Source organism: Aliikangiella aequoris (assembly GCF_053709105.1).
In genome coordinates this window covers 235,497-251,676 of the sequence record NZ_CM132298.1, presented here as the reverse complement: position 1 = coordinate 251,676, position 16,180 = coordinate 235,497, and the positions used below count along the sequence as shown (strand labels likewise).

Below are 16,180 nucleotides of genomic sequence, written 5' to 3'. Positions count from 1 at the left end.
CTTGCTTTTCTGTTTACCCAACCCATCAACATAGCCTTTCTAAACACAATAGATTGAACATTCTGTTAATTTCATCGCTAGCTATTAGTCAGTGCTTTGTAATAAACTATTAAAAATCAAATAAGTAAGCATTGCTTCCGAAAGCTAAGATCCATTTAATGACCGAACTGAAGTCTACAAAAACCATTTATCTATTAGATGACTGGATTGTCGATGAAAATACCTTAACGATTCGCCGCAAGGATCAAACTAAATCGATTCGTCCTAAAGTGATGGAAGTTTTAATCACTTTATTACGCAATGCACCAAACACTATTTCAAGGGACGACTTAACGCAACAAGTCTGGCAGGGTAATCATGCGATTTCCGAGCAAGCCATAAATAATGCTATATGGAGCATTAGAAACAGCTTAGAAGATAAAGCCGACTCACCAAAATACCTGCAAACAATTCCTAAAAAAGGTTTTAGAATTATTGCTCAAACTAGGGTTTTACCTGCATCAAAAACCCACGATAATCCATTAACATCGCGACATTCCCAAGCGTTAACAACGGCTTTATCTATTTTTAAAATTAACAGATTCAAGTCAATATGGATTATCTGCTTAATTGCGCTAGTCAGCTTTGCTTTGTTTATAACCAACCAAAACTTCAAACAAAATGCCTTTAACCTACCTAAAATAGCTTCGACTAAGGCTCACTGGGATACCAGAAATATAAAACCACTAACGACTTATAAAGGTAAAGAATACATAGGGCAACTGTCTCCAAATGGCAGCATGCTAGCATTCGCCTGGTGGAAAAATGCAGGCGTTGGTAGCTTGTTTATCAACGAAACTACGCCCAGTACTCAATCACCAGTTAAAATTTCTCACCCCAATAACGACGTATTTTCGCTTTCCTGGAGCCCTGATAGCGAAAAAATTGCCTATAGTGCAAACTCTACAAGTGGCGGATGCTCTGTTTGGATTTATTCAATCAAGTCAGCAAATCATACTAAATTGACTTCTTGCGCGAGAATAACGACCCCTATTCTGGCCTGGTCGCCAACCGGAAACACAATAGCCGTGACTCGTTTTGGCGATTCAGGCCTGGGAATTTATTTAACCAATGTAAATACAGGTAAAAGCCGAATTCTGATTCAAAGCGACCAGAATAGCTTAGTAGATTATCAGCCGACTTGGGTTGATAACGGCAAAGCACTTGCATTTGTAAGAGTCGCTAAAGATGGTACGAAAGACATTTACTTAAACGACTTAAATGGCTCAATTCAACGCCTTACCCATTCAAACTATCTCGGATTTCATGGATTAACATGGTCACCATTAGAAAATGCGTTAATCTACTCTATTACTCAACAGAACTCGCGTACGCTCTGGAAATTTAGTTTTGCAGACAACTCGATTAGCTCTCTCGGAATAACAGGAAGCGCCCCACAAGTATTGCAAAACACATTGTTGTTTAGCTCACTCGAAAATAGACAAAGCCTGGCATTAATCACGGTTAATAGTAAGCAGCCAAATTTGCTCAAACTAACAGACTCAATGGGGATGGCCAGCTCTCCGGTATACTCAAAAGCCGCAAATAAAATTGCTTATACTGCACAACGGGCGAGAAAAATCGAAATATGGATCGCTGACTCAAGTGGAGCATCACCCAAAATGGTGGCTCAAATTGAAGGCATAGTTCAACATTTAAACTGGTCTAAGCAAGGCGACCTACTGGCTTTTGTTGGTAATTGTGGCCAGAACAAAACGGTAGGCTTATGTTTAATCGATGCGGAATCAGGGGAAGTTTTGGAGCTCTTAGCAAACGCTGGGCATTTGAGTAGACCAGTTTGGTCTGAGTCTGGCGAGCATTTATACTTAATCGCTCGTTCCAATCAAAACAGCGAGATTGTTAAATTTGATATACAAAATAGACAGATTGAGCTGACAACTAGCCCAGAAGAACCCACCAACATCAAGCAGATGCTAAGTGGTGATAAGTTCCTAGTCACAACTAAATCAAGCGACGCAATTCAATTGTGGAGCCCAAAAGAAGCCAATGATAGTCAGTCTTTTCCTATTCCTAATATAGAAAAAGTGATTGCTTGGACACCGTTCAACCAAGAAATTCTATTAATTTATAGAGAAAAAGCTGAAGAAGTAAAACTATTTAACCCCTACACGGGAGAAATGACGAATCTAGTAACATTGCAATTAGGCACTTTAGTTGAGTACCCCCAAATAAGTCAGGGTCCGAATGGTTTTAGCTTCTATAGCGAACTCGTAAACTCGTCATTCGCCGACTTAATGCAAACAACACTACTGAAATCAGCGCAAAAATAAGCGCTTTTTTAGTCTATTCCTACGCAGCATTTACCGTATAACACTTTGTTTATATTAAAATAAATATAAATTGGATATTTTTTGGATATTTCAATTATAGATCAATTATTGTAACTGAAGCACCCTCTCCAAATAACCACAGCACTTCACACTTAATTAAGTATGTTATTTCTGGAGAGATATTATTTTGAAAAGTATTAGCCAAAAACCACTCACTTCCCGGCAAGCTCTTAGTAGTCAGCTTAAACTTTCTGCGACGAGTTTATTTTTACTCTTAATTACAGCTTGTGGCGGCGGCTCCGGCGAAAAGGATCCCACTGTGCCACCTCCGCCACCACCACCGCCATCACTAGAATTACCCGCAGGTTGGGAAGAACTCGCAGACATTCCAGCTGGAGTCGCACATTCTGCAGCAGTCAATATTGGCGATAAGATTTATTTAGCAGGCGGATATGATAGCAAGCGATCACTTTATATATACAACATAACCACAAACTCTTGGAATACTGGCAGTGACTTACCAGAAGGTACCGATAGTTTGAGCGCTATTAGCCATGAAGGTAAAGTTTACTTAATGGGAGGCGAAGCAAGCCGCTCTGTGCAAGTTTACGACCCTTCAGCAGATCAATGGACCGATAAATTTCTTTTGGCGGGAGATAAATTTTCCTCAGCCACCCAAAAAGTAAATCAAAATGTTCACTTGATAGGTGGTTGGAATTATAACAACGATAACTCTAACTCACTTACCTTACACCAAACCTATGACTTAGCATTAAATAGCCTATCTGATTCTCAGCTTGCCCCTCTCATGGTGGCGCGCAACTGCAGTGTTAGCGGGGTGATTGATAATAAAATCGTTGTCGCCGCTGGTCGTGCTCCAGGGATCCGTAGTACAGACTCTTTTGCACTCAGCACTACTGAAATCTATGACATTGAACTTGACGGCTGGGAATTTGGCGGAGAACTTACCACGGCAAGAGCTTGCGCTGCCCACAGCGTTTTAGACAACAAGCTTTACGCTCTTGGGGGCTTAATACCCCCCGCAAAATTTATTAAAACTATAGAAAGGTACAACCTTGCGTCTAATGATTGGGAACTGGTTGGAAATATGCCGTTTTTTACCTCTGGCGCAGTTGCCGTCACCGTTGGAGAGGCAATTTATGTTTTCGGCGGCTATTACAACTTAGAGTCCGATGCGGCTACGACTAAAGAATCTAACAAAGCATTTAAATTTATTCCTGGGTCTTAGCAAAATATTCAACGGGCTAATCACGCTTTCAATGGTATTAGCCCGCAAAAACTCCATCGCCACAAATGATAACAATTATCATTTGCATTAGAAAACGTTTCATCGTATTATACTTCTGATGACAATTTACTCTCTTTTTATCATTGCGTCAGTAATACGGAGGACAGAATGGGATATCAAATTGAAGCCTATTTAGATCAAGGTAAGCCAACCTTAAAGATTTATGATCTTAAGGACAATGCACTGTGTTTATCATGGACTTATTCGCTTTCGTTAAGCTCACAGTCGCCAAATATTGAAGTTCAACGTCTGTTTCGCGAACTCTTATTACTTACTTGCAAGCAGGATATACACAATGTCAGAGTTTTTAATCTTTCAGTTCCAGTGCTGAGTGACAGGGCTAGTCAGACAGTCTTGCTATCGTAAAAGCCTGAAAGATAAAGCGCAGATAATGTGTGTATAAGTCATAACCTTCGTCGACCCCATCCTAGAATGGTTATGATTTTCAACGCCCGGCTCCCCGCCGGGCTTTTTTACCCAGATTAATTAGGGTTTATTCGTTGTGAAATCAGTGTCTCAAAGTTTGCAACGCTGACCTCAGCAGTAATTTCACCTAAATTTAAGTGCGTTTGATCATCCCACTGACAGAAAAAAGCGGTCGTTTGGTTTTCATCAATACCAAGCTCTAAAGTAAAGTAAGCAATTTCAGGCTGAGCTTCTTCTAAGTCCGGCTGCGATAAATCAATATTGGCAACAACACCAATATAAAAGCACTCACTGGCGCATTCTGGCGCAGGCATTTCAACTATGACCAGCGGGTGGCTTCCAATTCTTAATGGATAGACGTTAAAGTCAAATTCACTCAGAAAAGGCGCTTCCTCGGGGTGAGAAGCTTCTACTTGGTCTAATAAATGACGAATCAGTTGGCGCTTTTTATCTGAACCTAAAACGCCAAAAAAGTAGTGTGGATCTTGCTCAGCAATTTGCTTGAGCGCAATATGAGCCATTACGTAGTGATGAGCGCGCGGCTCATTAGCATCTAAATCAGCACTGTCTTCAGCTTGCTGCTTGTTTGTCATAGTGTTCCTTAAAACCGATGAAGTGAAAGCTTGTGTAGCGAAGAATTCACTAAATTCTAAGCAAAAATAAAATAGTCCCAGCTATTAAAACACTACTGACACCATGTTGTCAGTAGTACTCATTTATTATTCAGTTGCGCCCCAAAATAAACTTAACCAAAACCTTGATTAACAATCACAGTAAAGGAGAACTGCTATGCAGCATTTTATCACTTGGGCTGAAATTCCAGTCACCGACTTAAAACGTGCAATGGACTTTTATCAATCCATTTTTAATATTGGCTTTAAATGCGAACGAATGATTGGTTGTGACTATGCAATATTTGACACCCAACCCGAGCTAGTATCAGGCGCTTTAGTACTTGGCGAAGGGTATACACCTAGCCAAGAAGGAAGTATTAGCTATTTAAATGCCGGCGAAGATCTTGGATTAGTTGTGACTAAGATTGAACAGCTTGGTCACACTATCGTAATACCTAAAACACCAATCGGTGAAGGTGAATGCGGCTATTTTGCTCAATTTATTGATACGGAAGGTAACAAAATAGGGCTTTATTCCGAAAACTAACAACTGAGAAGCTTGCCACTTTTAGAAAGTAGCTTAAAGCCAGCAGCACAATTAAGTCACTTGGCTTAACTGCCGCTGCTGGCTTAAATTATTTACTGTGCTTTTTGCAGTTTTTGGGCTTTTTCTCGATCAACTATCTCATGAAATGCATCATGAACTATATGAAACTGCGCATCGAATGCGCTGATGGTGCCATTACAAGTTAAGTCTAAGTCATTTAAAGTCTTCAGTAATTTCTCACTCGCGTCAATTTCAGCAGACAGTTTTGTCATTGTTAAAATATTGTCACAGGTATTACCTTGACGCTCTTTGCCTGACTCTGCGTGCCACAGCGGAGCAAGCACTTTATGTAAAGCAGCGACCGGCTCAGAAAATTGATGTTCTTTATCCGATTTTGCAAACAAGGATGCACTACTAAGGCTAAAAAAGATCGCGACTAGGCTGTTTATAATGGTACTAAGTTTCATTCAGAGTCCTTATTTTGTATGATATCAATGTCGTTAAATTGATTATAAGTAAAGCGTTTAATGATAACCACTCTATCTCGCATAAATATTGTCTTATTGTTAGCTTAAAAAAATGCCATTAGATCGAAGGCTACCACAGGAATTTATAATGAAATTGCCACTCAAATATTACCTATTTTCTATTCTCATTGTTAGTTTTTGTGTTGTAGGCTGTAGTCCAACTCCAGAACTTCCCAAGCTTACCAAGCAATCAAAAATACTCGCATTTGGCGATAGCCTTACCTACGGTATTGGTGCGGCGAAAGGCCATGCTTATCCACAGGTTCTAGAATCTCTAATTGAAATACCTGTAATTAATGCCGGTGTTTCAGGCGAGACCACCAGTGAAGGCGTAATGCGGTTGCCTGAACTTTTAGAAAAACACCAACCGGATTATCTCATTTTAATGGAAGGCGGTAACGATATATTACGCAACCACCCCGTAGCAACAACCAAACAAAACTTGGCAACAATGATTAGAACGGCACAAGCAAAAAATATTACCGTGATTCTAATCGGAGTTCCGGAAAAAAAGCTTTTCTCAAATGCAGCAAGTTTTTATGCTGAGCTCGCAGAGCAATTTAATGTAACCTACGAGGGAGAGCTCCTGTCAAACTTACTTAAAAAAAGGCAGTATAAATCTGACTTAATTCACCTTAACAACCAAGGTTATTACCAGTTTGCTCAAGGAATAAAAGACATTCTCGAACAAGCAGGCGCACTTTAGTAATAATTTAAATTTATGATTAAAATCATTGGCGCACACTCAGTGAGCAAGCATTAATCTTCTGACTTTAGCAAATTCGCAGGTGAATATTGATCGGTTAATATCTCGCTTTCTGTGTCCCAGTTTACGGTGTTATTAATGCGCTGATAAACTTTGGCAACATCGATACCGTAATGCTTGAATGCTTCGACTAATTTTGGAGCTAAAGCGGGAAAACTTGAGAAATCTTCACAGTTACAACCAAAAATAACCCGATTGCCTTTGGTAGGAGCTTGAAAAATATACAGCTGTTTAAACACGCTTTGATAGGTTACCGACTCATAATTAAACAAAGCACTATTACTAAAAGTATTCGCAGTAAGTATGCCATTAGTCGATAAAAGCGCTTTAACTTCCATTAAAAACTCTTTCGTCATTAAGTGCTCAGGAATATAGTCACCATTAAACGCATCTAGAATAATCCAGTCAAATTTTTGTTTTTTTAGAAGTGCTCGCTTAACATAAACTCGACCATCTTTAATTTCTGTTTTTACCTGGTCATTTTCTTGGTAATTAAAATATTGTTTGGCTAAATCTACCACGACAGGATCAATATCTACCGAAACAATTTCTGCTTGTGGGGAAATTTGGTGCATAGTGCGGGACAGAACTCCACCGCCCAAACCTAAAATAAGAATTCGCTTTGGCTCTGGTTGTAGTGCATATCCTGCTAATACGCCATGCGAATACTCAAATACCAAACGATCATCATCCTGTAAATCAATACAGGCTTGATTAGTAATTTTTTTGCGGCGAGTTTCAAAGCGCATACAGCGCTCTCCATCCTCTTCAACAATGATGACATTACGGTAAATTGAGCGTTTTTTTTCAATTTGCTTGGCGGCTAATTCGTCACAACTAAAGACGGCAAAAAGAGCAGACAAAGCAACCATTAAACTCAATTTTTTCATTATATTAACCTTGTGTGTGAACTTTACTGTGACGACTTCAACGGACTAGCTTGCGGCGTAATCTCTTCAATTAGTTGACCATTGTTTTCATCTAAATACGCAGTAATAAGCGCAATTAGTCCAGCGCAAAATAAGATTCCAAAAGTAAGCCATAAAATCTGATCGACCTCTAGCCAAAGCACTAAGTAGAAAGATGTCATAATAGTACCAATCGCACTACCTAGAGTAGAAACAAAATATAAAAAACCTGCGGTTTGACCAGAAGACTTAGCCGCAACAGTTAAAATCCTAACCGAATAAGGGGCAATCATTCCCATAATAATGCTCGGTATTAAAAATACGCAACTTGAAGCAACTAACGAGCCATAACGCGGGTCTTCAATCATTTCAAATACCCATTCGAAAATAGTTTCATTGAAGAATATGGTCGGCAAAAGACTAAACGCCGCACTAATAAAGATAAACCCAAATCGATTAATACTAGGCTGGTACAAAGACAACTTACCACCACTTAAATAGCCAAGTGAAAGCGCCAACATAAAAACAGTAATTATGCTGCCCCACACATAAACGCTGCTCCCAAAAAAGGGTGCTAGCATTCGCCCACCTAAAAGTTCAAAGCACATAATGGAAAAGCCAGCACAAAAGGCTAATAATAAAATAGTAAATTTACGCATAGAGTTTCTTATTAGTTTGTTTGCGACATACAATACAGCGGATAGACAAAACGGGCAACTGCTTTGCACTTGAATTCTTACCAATTTATGCGACACTTACTCCTCTAAATAAAAGGATATAGACGTTGCGACGCGCCGACAGACTTTATCAAATCACCCAAATTCTTAGAAATAAACGCTTAGTAACAGCCAAACAACTAAGTGAGCGCCTACAAGTGTCGGAAAGGACAATTTATCGAGATATTCAAGATTTAAGCCTATCTGGTGTTCCAATCCAAAGCAGCACGGGAATTGGCTATCAACTCAGACACTCTCTCGATATTCCACCTATTATGTTTAATACCGATGAGATTGAAGCCATTCTGTTAGGCACCAAAATACTTAAAGCTTGGACTGGCAAAGAAACTTCTCAAGCAGCCCAGTCTGCGCTAGATAAAATTGAGGCCGTGCTCCCTTCTGAGTTAAAACACGCCATTTATAGCAGCAAGTTGTTTGTACCTGATTTTGAAATTCCAAAAAATCAACAGTGCAATTTTGAAAATTTACGCCAAGCAATTAATCAAAAGCGTTTAGTCCACTTTGAATATCAAAAGATCAATGAAGAAATTAGCCAGCGACAAGTAAAACCTTTGGGTCTATATTACTGGGGTAAAGTTTGGACGCTCGTGGCTTGGTGTAATTTGCGAGAGAGCTTTCGTGTATTTAGAGTTGATCGAATCATCCAACTAAAAATACTTAACGAAACCTTTTTAGAAGCCCAAGGTCAAGCATTAACTGACTATATTACCCAACAAGAGCGTCGCTATGCCGAATATTGTGGTACTAGTTAATTTTCTGCTCCCTCAATAAATTATTAACAATGGAACCCATCATGAAAGTTATCATAATCGGTGCAACTTCTGGAATTGGCTTGGGGTTAGCAAACCGTTACGCAGACGCCGGATACCAAGTTGGCGTTACTGGGCGACGGGTAGAAAAACTTAAAGCCTTTCAAAAGCGCCATTTAGGCAAGGCTTTTATTAAAGAAATGGATGTTTGCCAACCAGAAAAAGCCATTATTCAATTTGATCATTTAGTCAATCAAATGCAAGGCGTCGACTTAGTGATTATTAATTCCGGCATCGGCTTTATTAACCCCTCCCTCGACTGGCAAAATGAAAAGTCGATTATACAAACTAATGCAATGGGTTTTGCCGCATTAGCAGGCGCAGCGTACCACTACTTTTCCAAGCAATCAGTTGGCCATATAGTGAGTATCTCTTCCATAAACTCACTTAGAGGCAACCCTGTGACGCCAGCATATGGTGCGAGCAAAGCATTCGTATCAAACTATATGCAAGGACTAAGACACAAAGCATTTAAAATGCGAAAAAACATACAAATTACTGATATAAAGCCAGGCTTTGTTAATACCGACATTATTAAAGGCAGTAAAGTTTTTTGGTGTGCTCCAACCGCGAAAGCCTGCGATCAAATTATACGCGCCATTGCGCGAAAGAAAAAAATCGCTTACATCAGCAAGCGCTGGCGATTGGTCGCGTGGGGGATGCGCTTATTGCCAGACTGGATTTATTTTAAGCTAATGTAAATAGAATCATTTTTATGCTATCAATGAATTACGCCTGTTTAGATTTTACCTTGGCTAGCTCATAAAAATAGCTTTTATCACGACTCTGACTCGACTAAAAGCGCTGCGATTATTTTTACGGTTTGCTCAATATCAACATGCGGATCACAGGCGCAATTAAGCCTTATACAATGGTTATACTTGCTACTCGCGCTTGAAAGTTGGCCAGGAGCTATAGCAATACCTAACTTAATTGCTTGCTCAAAGAGCTTAAGACCGTCGTATTTTTTTGGTAATTCGACCCACAAAATACAGCCTCCTTTCGGCTGTGATGTTTGAGTGCCGTCGGGGAAAAATCGCTCAATCGCTTTTTGAAAGCGAAACATTTGCTGTGCAAGGCGCGCAGTGAAAAGTCTAATGTGTCTTTCATATTGGCCGCTTTGCAAAAACTCAGCAACAATCAACTGGGTAAGATTAGGCGCACTAATGTTGGTAAAAGTTTTAAAGTAAGCCACTTCTTTTTGAAAAGCGCCAGGTACTATCCAGCCAACTCTCAACCCAGAAGCAATGGTTTTAGAAGCTGAAGAGCAATAAAGCACTAAACCTTTTTTATCAAACGCTTTACATGGCTTAGGGCGCAAGCCATCAAAGGCTAAATCGCCAAATAAATCATCTTCTATTAAAGGAATATTGTGTTCTGCTAGCAATTCAACTAATTGCTTTCGGTTTGCTTCAGGCATTAGGCTTCCGGTGGGGTTACTGAACGAGGGAACCACCGCCACAGCTTTTATTGGCCATTGCTCTAAAGCAAGCTCTAATGCCTCAATGCTTAATCCCTGTTGTGGATGACAAGGGATCTCAACCGCTTTATAGCCTAGAGATTCGATTAACTGGAACAAACCAACAAACCCGGGTGATTCTACTGCGATGCTATCGCCCGGCTTGGCCACAGCACGTAAACAGATGGATAACCCCTCTAAGCAGCCATTGGTTACTAAAAAGTCACTCGGTTTTAGGCGACAACCAACTTCATTTAGTCGCTTAGCTAAAACTTTTTTCAACTGAGCGAGTCCGGCAGAAAAGTGCACTTCTACCACTTCGGGAATGTTTTGTTTAACCACTTTCGCGGCTATTTTTTGTAAGCGTTTTTCAGGAAAATAATGCGCCGCAGGATAAGTCACCCCTAAATTGATTTTTCCTTGCGCTTCACACTGCTGGAAAATTTGACTCGCAAACTCATGAATTCGAATGCTTTTAGGTAACAATGGTAAACTCGGTATGAGTGCCGGCTGTGGCTGGCTAGCCGGCATTTTTACGTAGAACCCCGATTTAGGCCGTACCTCGATTAAGCCCCTAATTTCTAACTCTTCAAGTGCGCGCTGAGCGGTCGCAATACTAATTCCATGAGCTGCCGACAACTGACGCAACGAAGGTAGTTTTTCACTAGGACGGTAAATACCCTCATCGATTAAGTTTCGTAGTTCATCTGCTAACGCTTGATAGAGTTTCATAGCTATTTGACCAAAACCAGTACAGTTGCCCTTAAAATACAGCATTACAGACTACAAACACAAGAACTGTACCTAATTAAATAATCAAATTCTGAATCTGTAACTATTCTTTAAAGTCTTTTAAGCTGTACCTAACTTGTTAACACACAAACTTTGACGGGATTTTTATGCTAGCAGCTCAAATAGCGAGTCCAGCTCCGCAACCTTATATTTCTAAACAGCCTAACTCTTTTGGCATCATTGACTACTCTGCCGTTGAAAACCAAACATGGCACGATTTATATAGTCGCCAATACAATATTATTAAAAACCGAGCCTGCGATGAGTTTCTAGAAGGTTTAGAAATACTGAATATGGACGCGGATAAAATACCTCAGCTACCTGCTATAAACCAAAAGTTAAATCAGCTAACCGGATGGCAAGTTGAGCGCGTTCCAGCACTCATTGGGTTTGAACGTTTTTTCGAACTATTGGCCAATCGCCGCTTTCCTGCGGCAACATTTATTCGGCGGCCGGAAGATATAGACTACATTAAAGAGCCTGATATTTTTCATGAACTTTTCGGACATTGCCCGTTACTCACTAATCAAGCTTATGCAGATTTTTCACAGCATTACGGCCAACTAGGGCTGGCGGCAAGTAAGCAAGAAAGAGCGATGCTAGCTAGGCTCTACTGGTACACTATAGAGTTTGGTTTAATCAAAACTAACGCGGGGCTTAAAATATATGGCGGCGGGATCCTCTCTTCATTTGAAGAAACCTGCTACAGTTTAGAAAGCACTATTCCTACAAGAAGTCCATTAAATGTAGTGGAAGCATTTCGTACCCACTACCGCATTGATGAACTTCAAAAAAACTATTTTTTTATTGAGCAACTAAGTGACTTAAATCATTTAAAAGAATTAGACTTATCTGAACTAGCGAGTCACGCAAAAACCTTAGGCATGAAACCCAGTGATTATGCCCCAAAAGAAGAAGCTGCGTGCTAGCCATTATTAACAAACAGAGTAACCAAAATGAACCAACTAACCACCCAAAGCTGCGAAGCTTGCCAAGCCGAAGCACTACAAGTAAACGAACAAGAATTAGCCCAGCTAATTAAGCAAATACCAGACTGGAAAGCCATTAGCATTAACGGCGTGATGCAATTAGAGCGCGAGTTTAAATTTAAAAACTTTAAACTCGCGCTAGATTTTACTAATCGCGTTGCAGAAATGGCAGAGCAGCAAGGTCATCACCCTGCTTTGCTCACTGAGTGGGGCAAGGTTAAAGTTAACTGGTGGTCACACTCGATTAAAGGGCTACATAAAAACGACTTTATTTGTGCAGCTAAAACCGACCAGTTGATTAACTAGTGACGAAATAACCAAATGCCAGTGGAAATTAAGCGAAGCTAGGCTGGCGGCTTTCTTTTTTAAGAATAATGCCTGCAAATACTAACTCGATCAGTCCACCGGCAAATGCGCCATAAACTATGGGCGCATTTAAAACCGCCACTAACACTCCAGCAATAATTAATGCGACGGCACATGCCCAGTAAGTTTTATCTCCATAGAGTGTCGCAAATGTAAAGTAGCGTCCACCAATCACTAATAGCATCGCTGCGAAAAACCACTCGGTTTTAAAATAAGCAATACTAAAAGCCAGTAACATACCAATAAACAACAAAAAGGTGCTTTCAATCGCAAGACTAGCTAAAGGGTTACCACTTTGGTGGCTACCTTTTCGCCCTAGAATTTTAGTTAAAAATACGGCTGCCGGGTGAATTAACATTCCACCAAAAAATAAACTTAAAATTGCAGTTTGTGGCGCTTGAAATAGCCCCACAACTCCGGCACACAACCACACGACCCCAGAAGCAATTAAACCTGGTGCGCCGCCAAAATATCCAGCACGCATATCTGCTTGAGCTTGTATCACTTGCATTGTTAACTCCGAGAATAAACTAGACTGATTACTTTAATCTAAAGCGTTTACAATTGCATCTACACTTTGCTTGGCATCACCAAATAACATGCGACTATTCTGTTTAAAAAATAAGGGATTTTGGACGCCGGCATAGCCGGGATTCATGGAGCGTTTAAAAACCACTACTTGCTTCGCATTCCAAACTTTTAACACCGGCATACCTGCAATTGGACTATTAGGATCTTCAGCTGCAGAAGGGTTAACCGTATCATTTGCCCCAATCACTAAAACAACATCAACCGTTTTAAAGTCTTCGTTAATTTCGTCCATTTCAAAAACAATGTCGTAAGGCACTTTCGCTTCCGCTAACAACACATTCATATGACCCGGTAAACGTCCCGCAACCGGATGAATGCCAAACCTAACTTGAATACCTTTGGCGCGCAACTTTTTGCTTAATTCGTAAACCGGATATTGAGCTTGCGCTACCGCCATACCATAACCTGGCGTGATCATAACAGAGCTTGCCATACTCAGTTGCTGAGCAACTTCGTCAGGATTAATTTCGACATAGTCGCCATAGTCTTGGTCGCTATTCAATGAAACGTGAGTACCAAATCCCCCAGCAATTACACTGACAAAAGAACGATTCATTGCACGGCACATAATGTAACTTAAAATAGCGCCACTAGAACCAACTAAAGCACCGGTAATAATTAATAAATCATTTCCTAACATAAAGCCTGCAGCCGCTGCAGCCCAACCAGAATAAGAGTTAAGCATTGACACAACAACAGGCATGTCTGCACCGCCAATCGATGCCACTAAATGCCAGCCAAAAGCTAAAGCAATAATAGTCATAACCATTAAAAGGTTAATGTCGCCGTTTGCTTGAACAAAATATACCATCATGACAAAACACAGAATCCCTGCTAGCAAATTCAACTTATGTCGGTGCGGAAGCATTAATGGAGAACTAGACATTAAGCCTTTTAATTTAGCAAAGGCGACTAAAGACCCAGTAAAAGTTACTGCGCCGATAAATACTCCTAAAAAGACTTCAACTAAATGTATGTTTAGCATGATACCGCTCATGCTTGGGTGGTCTAAAAAGCTATTATAACCAACCGCAACCGCTGCTAACCCAACAAAGCTATGCAACAATGCAACCAGCTCGGGCATTTGTGTCATCTCTACTTTAAGTGCAAACCGAACCCCAATACATGCGCCAATTAACATTGCAGCTATTAGCCAAGCGAAGTTATCGACACTAGGACTTAACACCGTTGCGACTAAAGCCACTAACATACCCAACACACCAAACCAAAGGCCGCGCTCAGCAGAGTCTTGCTTGCTTAGCCCGGCCAAACTGAGAATAAAAAATATTGCCGCAATAAAGTAAGCTGCTTGTATGACTGGCATTTGATTATCGCTAAATAAACTGCTGGAGAAACTGCTGGAGAAACTTAAATCTTGCATGATTATTCCTCCTTCCGAAACATTTTTAACATGCGTTTAGTAACTAAAAAGCCACCAACTACATTAATAAATGCAATTAGCACGGCGAAAATAGCAATCCCCATCACTAGCGGGTTATCACTCGACAGTTGCAGAATCGCGCCCACTATAATGATGCCACTTATTGCATTAGTCACACTCATCAACGGGGTGTGTAAGGCATGTGAAACATTCCAAACCACATAATAGCCAACAATACAGGCAAGTATAAATACACTAAAGTGCTGCATAAATTCTGATGGCGCCACACTTGCTAGCCACAAATAACCAAAACTAATAAGTGCTAAACCCAAATACCCTAACCCAAATGACTTTTTTGGAGGCGTTTCGTTTTTAAGTGACACCTCAGTTGGCGCAGTTGGCTGCGGCTTAGCACTCACTTTTATTGGTGGTGGGGGCCAAGTCACTTTGCCATCATTAGTCACACTCACCTGACGGATCACTTCATCGTCAAAATTAAGTTCGATCGAACCATCTCGCTGAGGACAAAGCAGCTTAACTAGATTAACCAGATTATTCGCATATAAATTACTTGATTGAGTAGGCAGCCGAGAAGGCAAGTCGGTATAACCAATTATGGTAACCTCGTTTTTAACAACTTTTTCTCCAGGACTAGTAAGCTCGCAGTTACCACCGCCTAATGCCGCTAAGTCGACCACAACACTACCGGGCTTCATTGACTCTAACATTGCTTTAGTGATTAGCTTGGGAGAAGGTTTACCGGGGATCATTGCAGTGGTAATAATAATATCAACATCTTTCGCTTGCTCCGCAAACAATGCCATTTCAGCTTGGATAAATGCTTCGCTCATGACTTTTGCATATCCATCTCCGCTGCCAGCCTCTTCTTCAAAGTCGAGCGCTAAAAACTCAGCCCCCATACTTTCGATTTGCTCTTTCACTTCTGGCCTAGTGTCAAACGCTCGCACAATTGCACCTAAGCTACTTGCGGTTCCAATTGCTGCTAAGCCTGCAACTCCTGCACCTATGACCAAAACTTTGGCCGGTGGTATTTTACCCGCAGCTGTGATTTGACCAGTAAAAAAGCGCCCAAAACAAAAAGAGGCTTCAATAACGGCTCGATAGCCAGCAATATTGGCCATAGAGCTTAAAGCATCCATAGACTGGGCGCGGGAAATCCGCGGCACACAATCCATAGCCAGCAGGTTAATTTTCGCGTCAGCATAACTTTGCAGTTGCGCTTGGTTTTGTGCCGGATAAAAAAAACTGATCAGCGTTGCACCGGGCTTAATTAAGGCTTTTTCGGATTCGTTTGGTGGGTTTACTTTTAATAATATGTCGGCTTGCCAAGCCGCTTGCTTAGTAACAATCTGGGCTCCAACCTCACTATATGCCTGGTCCGAAAAATTAGCCTTCAAACCAGCCCCTGATTCAATAACTACATCAAAGTTTGATTTTATGAGTTGACTTACACTAGTAGGAGAAGCCGCCACACGCGCTTCATTTTGAAAAGACTCTTTAACAATGCCGATCTGCATAACTTTAGCCCCACGAAAAGTGAACCTAAGAACAGCAATAAAATAATAGGCTCTAAGTTAGCTTAACTTTAGTTTTGTTAGCTGAAAAAGC

General features: G+C 40.7%; 16 protein-coding genes. 8 read left to right on the top strand and 8 right to left on the bottom strand.

Annotated features, from left to right (window positions below):
- The first annotated feature begins 158 nt into the window (after positions 1-158).
- A complete protein-coding gene (locus tag ACUR5C_RS01205) occupies positions 159-2,330 on the top strand; it encodes a winged helix-turn-helix domain-containing protein (RefSeq protein ID WP_454466492.1) in 2,172 nt (723 codons plus the stop codon).
- Positions 2,331-2,517: 187 nt separating this feature from the next.
- Positions 2,518-3,579, top strand: a complete 1,062-nt coding sequence (locus tag ACUR5C_RS01200) for a Kelch repeat-containing protein (RefSeq protein WP_454466491.1) — start codon at positions 2,518-2,520, stop codon at positions 3,577-3,579.
- Between the two features lie 542 nt (positions 3,580-4,121).
- Here the strand turns inward: ACUR5C_RS01200 and ACUR5C_RS01195 are convergent.
- Positions 4,122-4,658: a hypothetical protein gene (locus ACUR5C_RS01195; protein WP_454466490.1), complete on the bottom strand. Its 537-nt coding sequence runs from the start codon at positions 4,656-4,658 to the stop codon at positions 4,122-4,124.
- 196 nt (positions 4,659-4,854) lie between these two features.
- On the opposite strand from ACUR5C_RS01195, the gene ACUR5C_RS01190 reads away from it, so the two are divergent.
- Complete coding sequence (locus tag ACUR5C_RS01190) at positions 4,855-5,226, top strand: VOC family protein (protein ID WP_454466489.1); 372 nt, start codon at positions 4,855-4,857, stop codon at positions 5,224-5,226.
- Between the two features lie 92 nt (positions 5,227-5,318).
- On the opposite strand, the gene ACUR5C_RS01185 is transcribed toward ACUR5C_RS01190, so the two are convergent.
- Positions 5,319-5,693 carry a hypothetical protein gene (locus tag ACUR5C_RS01185; RefSeq protein WP_454466488.1) on the bottom strand — a complete coding sequence of 125 codons (375 nt, stop codon included), beginning with the start codon at positions 5,691-5,693 and terminating at the stop codon, positions 5,319-5,321.
- Positions 5,694-5,841: 148 nt separating this feature from the next.
- Here ACUR5C_RS01185 and ACUR5C_RS01180 point away from each other — a divergent pair, with 148 nt between their 5' ends.
- On the top strand, positions 5,842-6,459 hold the full coding sequence (locus ACUR5C_RS01180) for an arylesterase (protein ID WP_454466487.1): 618 nt from the start codon (positions 5,842-5,844) through the stop codon (positions 6,457-6,459).
- Positions 6,460-6,512: 53 nt separating this feature from the next.
- Here the strand turns inward: ACUR5C_RS01180 and ACUR5C_RS01175 are convergent, their stop codons facing one another.
- Both ACUR5C_RS01175 and ACUR5C_RS01170 read right to left on the bottom strand, forming a co-directional pair.
- A complete protein-coding gene (locus ACUR5C_RS01175) occupies positions 6,513-7,409 on the bottom strand; it encodes a spermidine synthase (RefSeq protein ID WP_454466486.1) in 897 nt (298 codons plus the stop codon).
- A 23-nt stretch (positions 7,410-7,432) separates the two neighbouring features.
- The gene (locus ACUR5C_RS01170) at positions 7,433-8,086 is read right to left on the bottom strand and encodes a fused MFS/spermidine synthase (protein WP_454466485.1); all 654 of its coding nucleotides are present in this window, start codon (positions 8,084-8,086) and stop codon (positions 7,433-7,435) included.
- 125 nt (positions 8,087-8,211) lie between these two features.
- Between ACUR5C_RS01170 and ACUR5C_RS01165 the strand changes: the two genes are divergently transcribed.
- Both ACUR5C_RS01165 and ACUR5C_RS01160 read left to right on the top strand, forming a co-directional pair.
- Positions 8,212-8,916 carry a helix-turn-helix transcriptional regulator gene (locus ACUR5C_RS01165; RefSeq protein ID WP_454466484.1) on the top strand — a complete coding sequence of 235 codons (705 nt, stop codon included), beginning with the start codon at positions 8,212-8,214 and terminating at the stop codon, positions 8,914-8,916.
- Positions 8,917-8,957: 41 nt separating this feature from the next.
- A complete protein-coding gene (locus ACUR5C_RS01160) occupies positions 8,958-9,674 on the top strand; it encodes an SDR family NAD(P)-dependent oxidoreductase (RefSeq protein ID WP_454466483.1) in 717 nt (238 codons plus the stop codon).
- Between the two features lie 77 nt (positions 9,675-9,751).
- Here ACUR5C_RS01160 and ACUR5C_RS01155 read toward each other — a convergent pair whose 3' ends face one another.
- On the bottom strand, positions 9,752-11,164 hold the full coding sequence (locus ACUR5C_RS01155) for an aminotransferase-like domain-containing protein (RefSeq protein ID WP_454466482.1): 1,413 nt from the start codon (positions 11,162-11,164) through the stop codon (positions 9,752-9,754).
- A gap of 167 nt (positions 11,165-11,331) precedes the next feature.
- Between ACUR5C_RS01155 and phhA the strand changes: the two genes are divergently transcribed.
- Positions 11,332-12,153, top strand: coding sequence for a phenylalanine 4-monooxygenase (phhA, locus tag ACUR5C_RS01150; protein WP_454466481.1), 822 nt, complete (start codon positions 11,332-11,334; stop codon positions 12,151-12,153).
- A gap of 27 nt (positions 12,154-12,180) precedes the next feature.
- Positions 12,181-12,519 (top strand): 4a-hydroxytetrahydrobiopterin dehydratase, encoded by a 339-nt coding sequence (locus ACUR5C_RS01145; RefSeq protein WP_454466480.1) that lies wholly within the window; start codon positions 12,181-12,183, stop codon positions 12,517-12,519.
- Between the two features lie 28 nt (positions 12,520-12,547).
- On the opposite strand, the gene ACUR5C_RS01140 is transcribed toward ACUR5C_RS01145, so the two are convergent.
- The 3 genes from ACUR5C_RS01140 to ACUR5C_RS01130 are packed head-to-tail and all read right to left on the bottom strand — an operon-like array spanning position 12,548 to position 16,089.
- Positions 12,548-13,090 carry a DUF7010 family protein gene (locus tag ACUR5C_RS01140; RefSeq protein ID WP_454466479.1) on the bottom strand — a complete coding sequence of 181 codons (543 nt, stop codon included), beginning with the start codon at positions 13,088-13,090 and terminating at the stop codon, positions 12,548-12,550.
- A 33-nt stretch (positions 13,091-13,123) separates the two neighbouring features.
- Positions 13,124-14,494, bottom strand: a complete 1,371-nt coding sequence (gene pntB / locus ACUR5C_RS01135) for a Re/Si-specific NAD(P)(+) transhydrogenase subunit beta (RefSeq protein WP_454467881.1) — start codon at positions 14,492-14,494, stop codon at positions 13,124-13,126.
- Between the two features lie 59 nt (positions 14,495-14,553).
- A complete protein-coding gene (locus ACUR5C_RS01130) occupies positions 14,554-16,089 on the bottom strand; it encodes a Re/Si-specific NAD(P)(+) transhydrogenase subunit alpha (RefSeq protein ID WP_454466478.1) in 1,536 nt (511 codons plus the stop codon).
- Between the last annotated feature and the right edge of the window lie 91 nt (positions 16,090-16,180).

Coding starts and splice junctions, on each gene's coding strand:
- ACUR5C_RS01205 (WP_454466492.1), top strand. CDS start 159: ATGACCGAACTGAAGTCTACAAAAACCATTTATCTATTAGATGACTGG.
- ACUR5C_RS01195 (WP_454466490.1), bottom strand. CDS start 4,658: ATGACAAACAAGCAGCAAGCTGAAGACAGTGCTGATTTAGATGCTAAT.
- ACUR5C_RS01190 (WP_454466489.1), top strand. CDS start 4,855: ATGCAGCATTTTATCACTTGGGCTGAAATTCCAGTCACCGACTTAAAA.
- ACUR5C_RS01185 (WP_454466488.1), bottom strand. CDS start 5,693: ATGAAACTTAGTACCATTATAAACAGCCTAGTCGCGATCTTTTTTAGC.
- ACUR5C_RS01180 (WP_454466487.1), top strand. CDS start 5,842: ATGAAATTGCCACTCAAATATTACCTATTTTCTATTCTCATTGTTAGT.
- ACUR5C_RS01175 (WP_454466486.1), bottom strand. CDS start 7,409: ATGAAAAAATTGAGTTTAATGGTTGCTTTGTCTGCTCTTTTTGCCGTC.
- ACUR5C_RS01170 (WP_454466485.1), bottom strand. CDS start 8,086: ATGCGTAAATTTACTATTTTATTATTAGCCTTTTGTGCTGGCTTTTCC.
- ACUR5C_RS01160 (WP_454466483.1), top strand. CDS start 8,958: ATGAAAGTTATCATAATCGGTGCAACTTCTGGAATTGGCTTGGGGTTA.
- ACUR5C_RS01155 (WP_454466482.1), bottom strand. CDS start 11,164: ATGAAACTCTATCAAGCGTTAGCAGATGAACTACGAAACTTAATCGAT.
- phhA (WP_454466481.1), top strand. CDS start 11,332: ATGCTAGCAGCTCAAATAGCGAGTCCAGCTCCGCAACCTTATATTTCT.
- ACUR5C_RS01145 (WP_454466480.1), top strand. CDS start 12,181: ATGAACCAACTAACCACCCAAAGCTGCGAAGCTTGCCAAGCCGAAGCA.
- ACUR5C_RS01140 (WP_454466479.1), bottom strand. CDS start 13,090: ATGCAAGTGATACAAGCTCAAGCAGATATGCGTGCTGGATATTTTGGC.
- pntB (WP_454467881.1), bottom strand. CDS start 14,494: ATGCCAGTCATACAAGCAGCTTACTTTATTGCGGCAATATTTTTTATT.
- ACUR5C_RS01130 (WP_454466478.1), bottom strand. CDS start 16,089: ATGCAGATCGGCATTGTTAAAGAGTCTTTTCAAAATGAAGCGCGTGTG.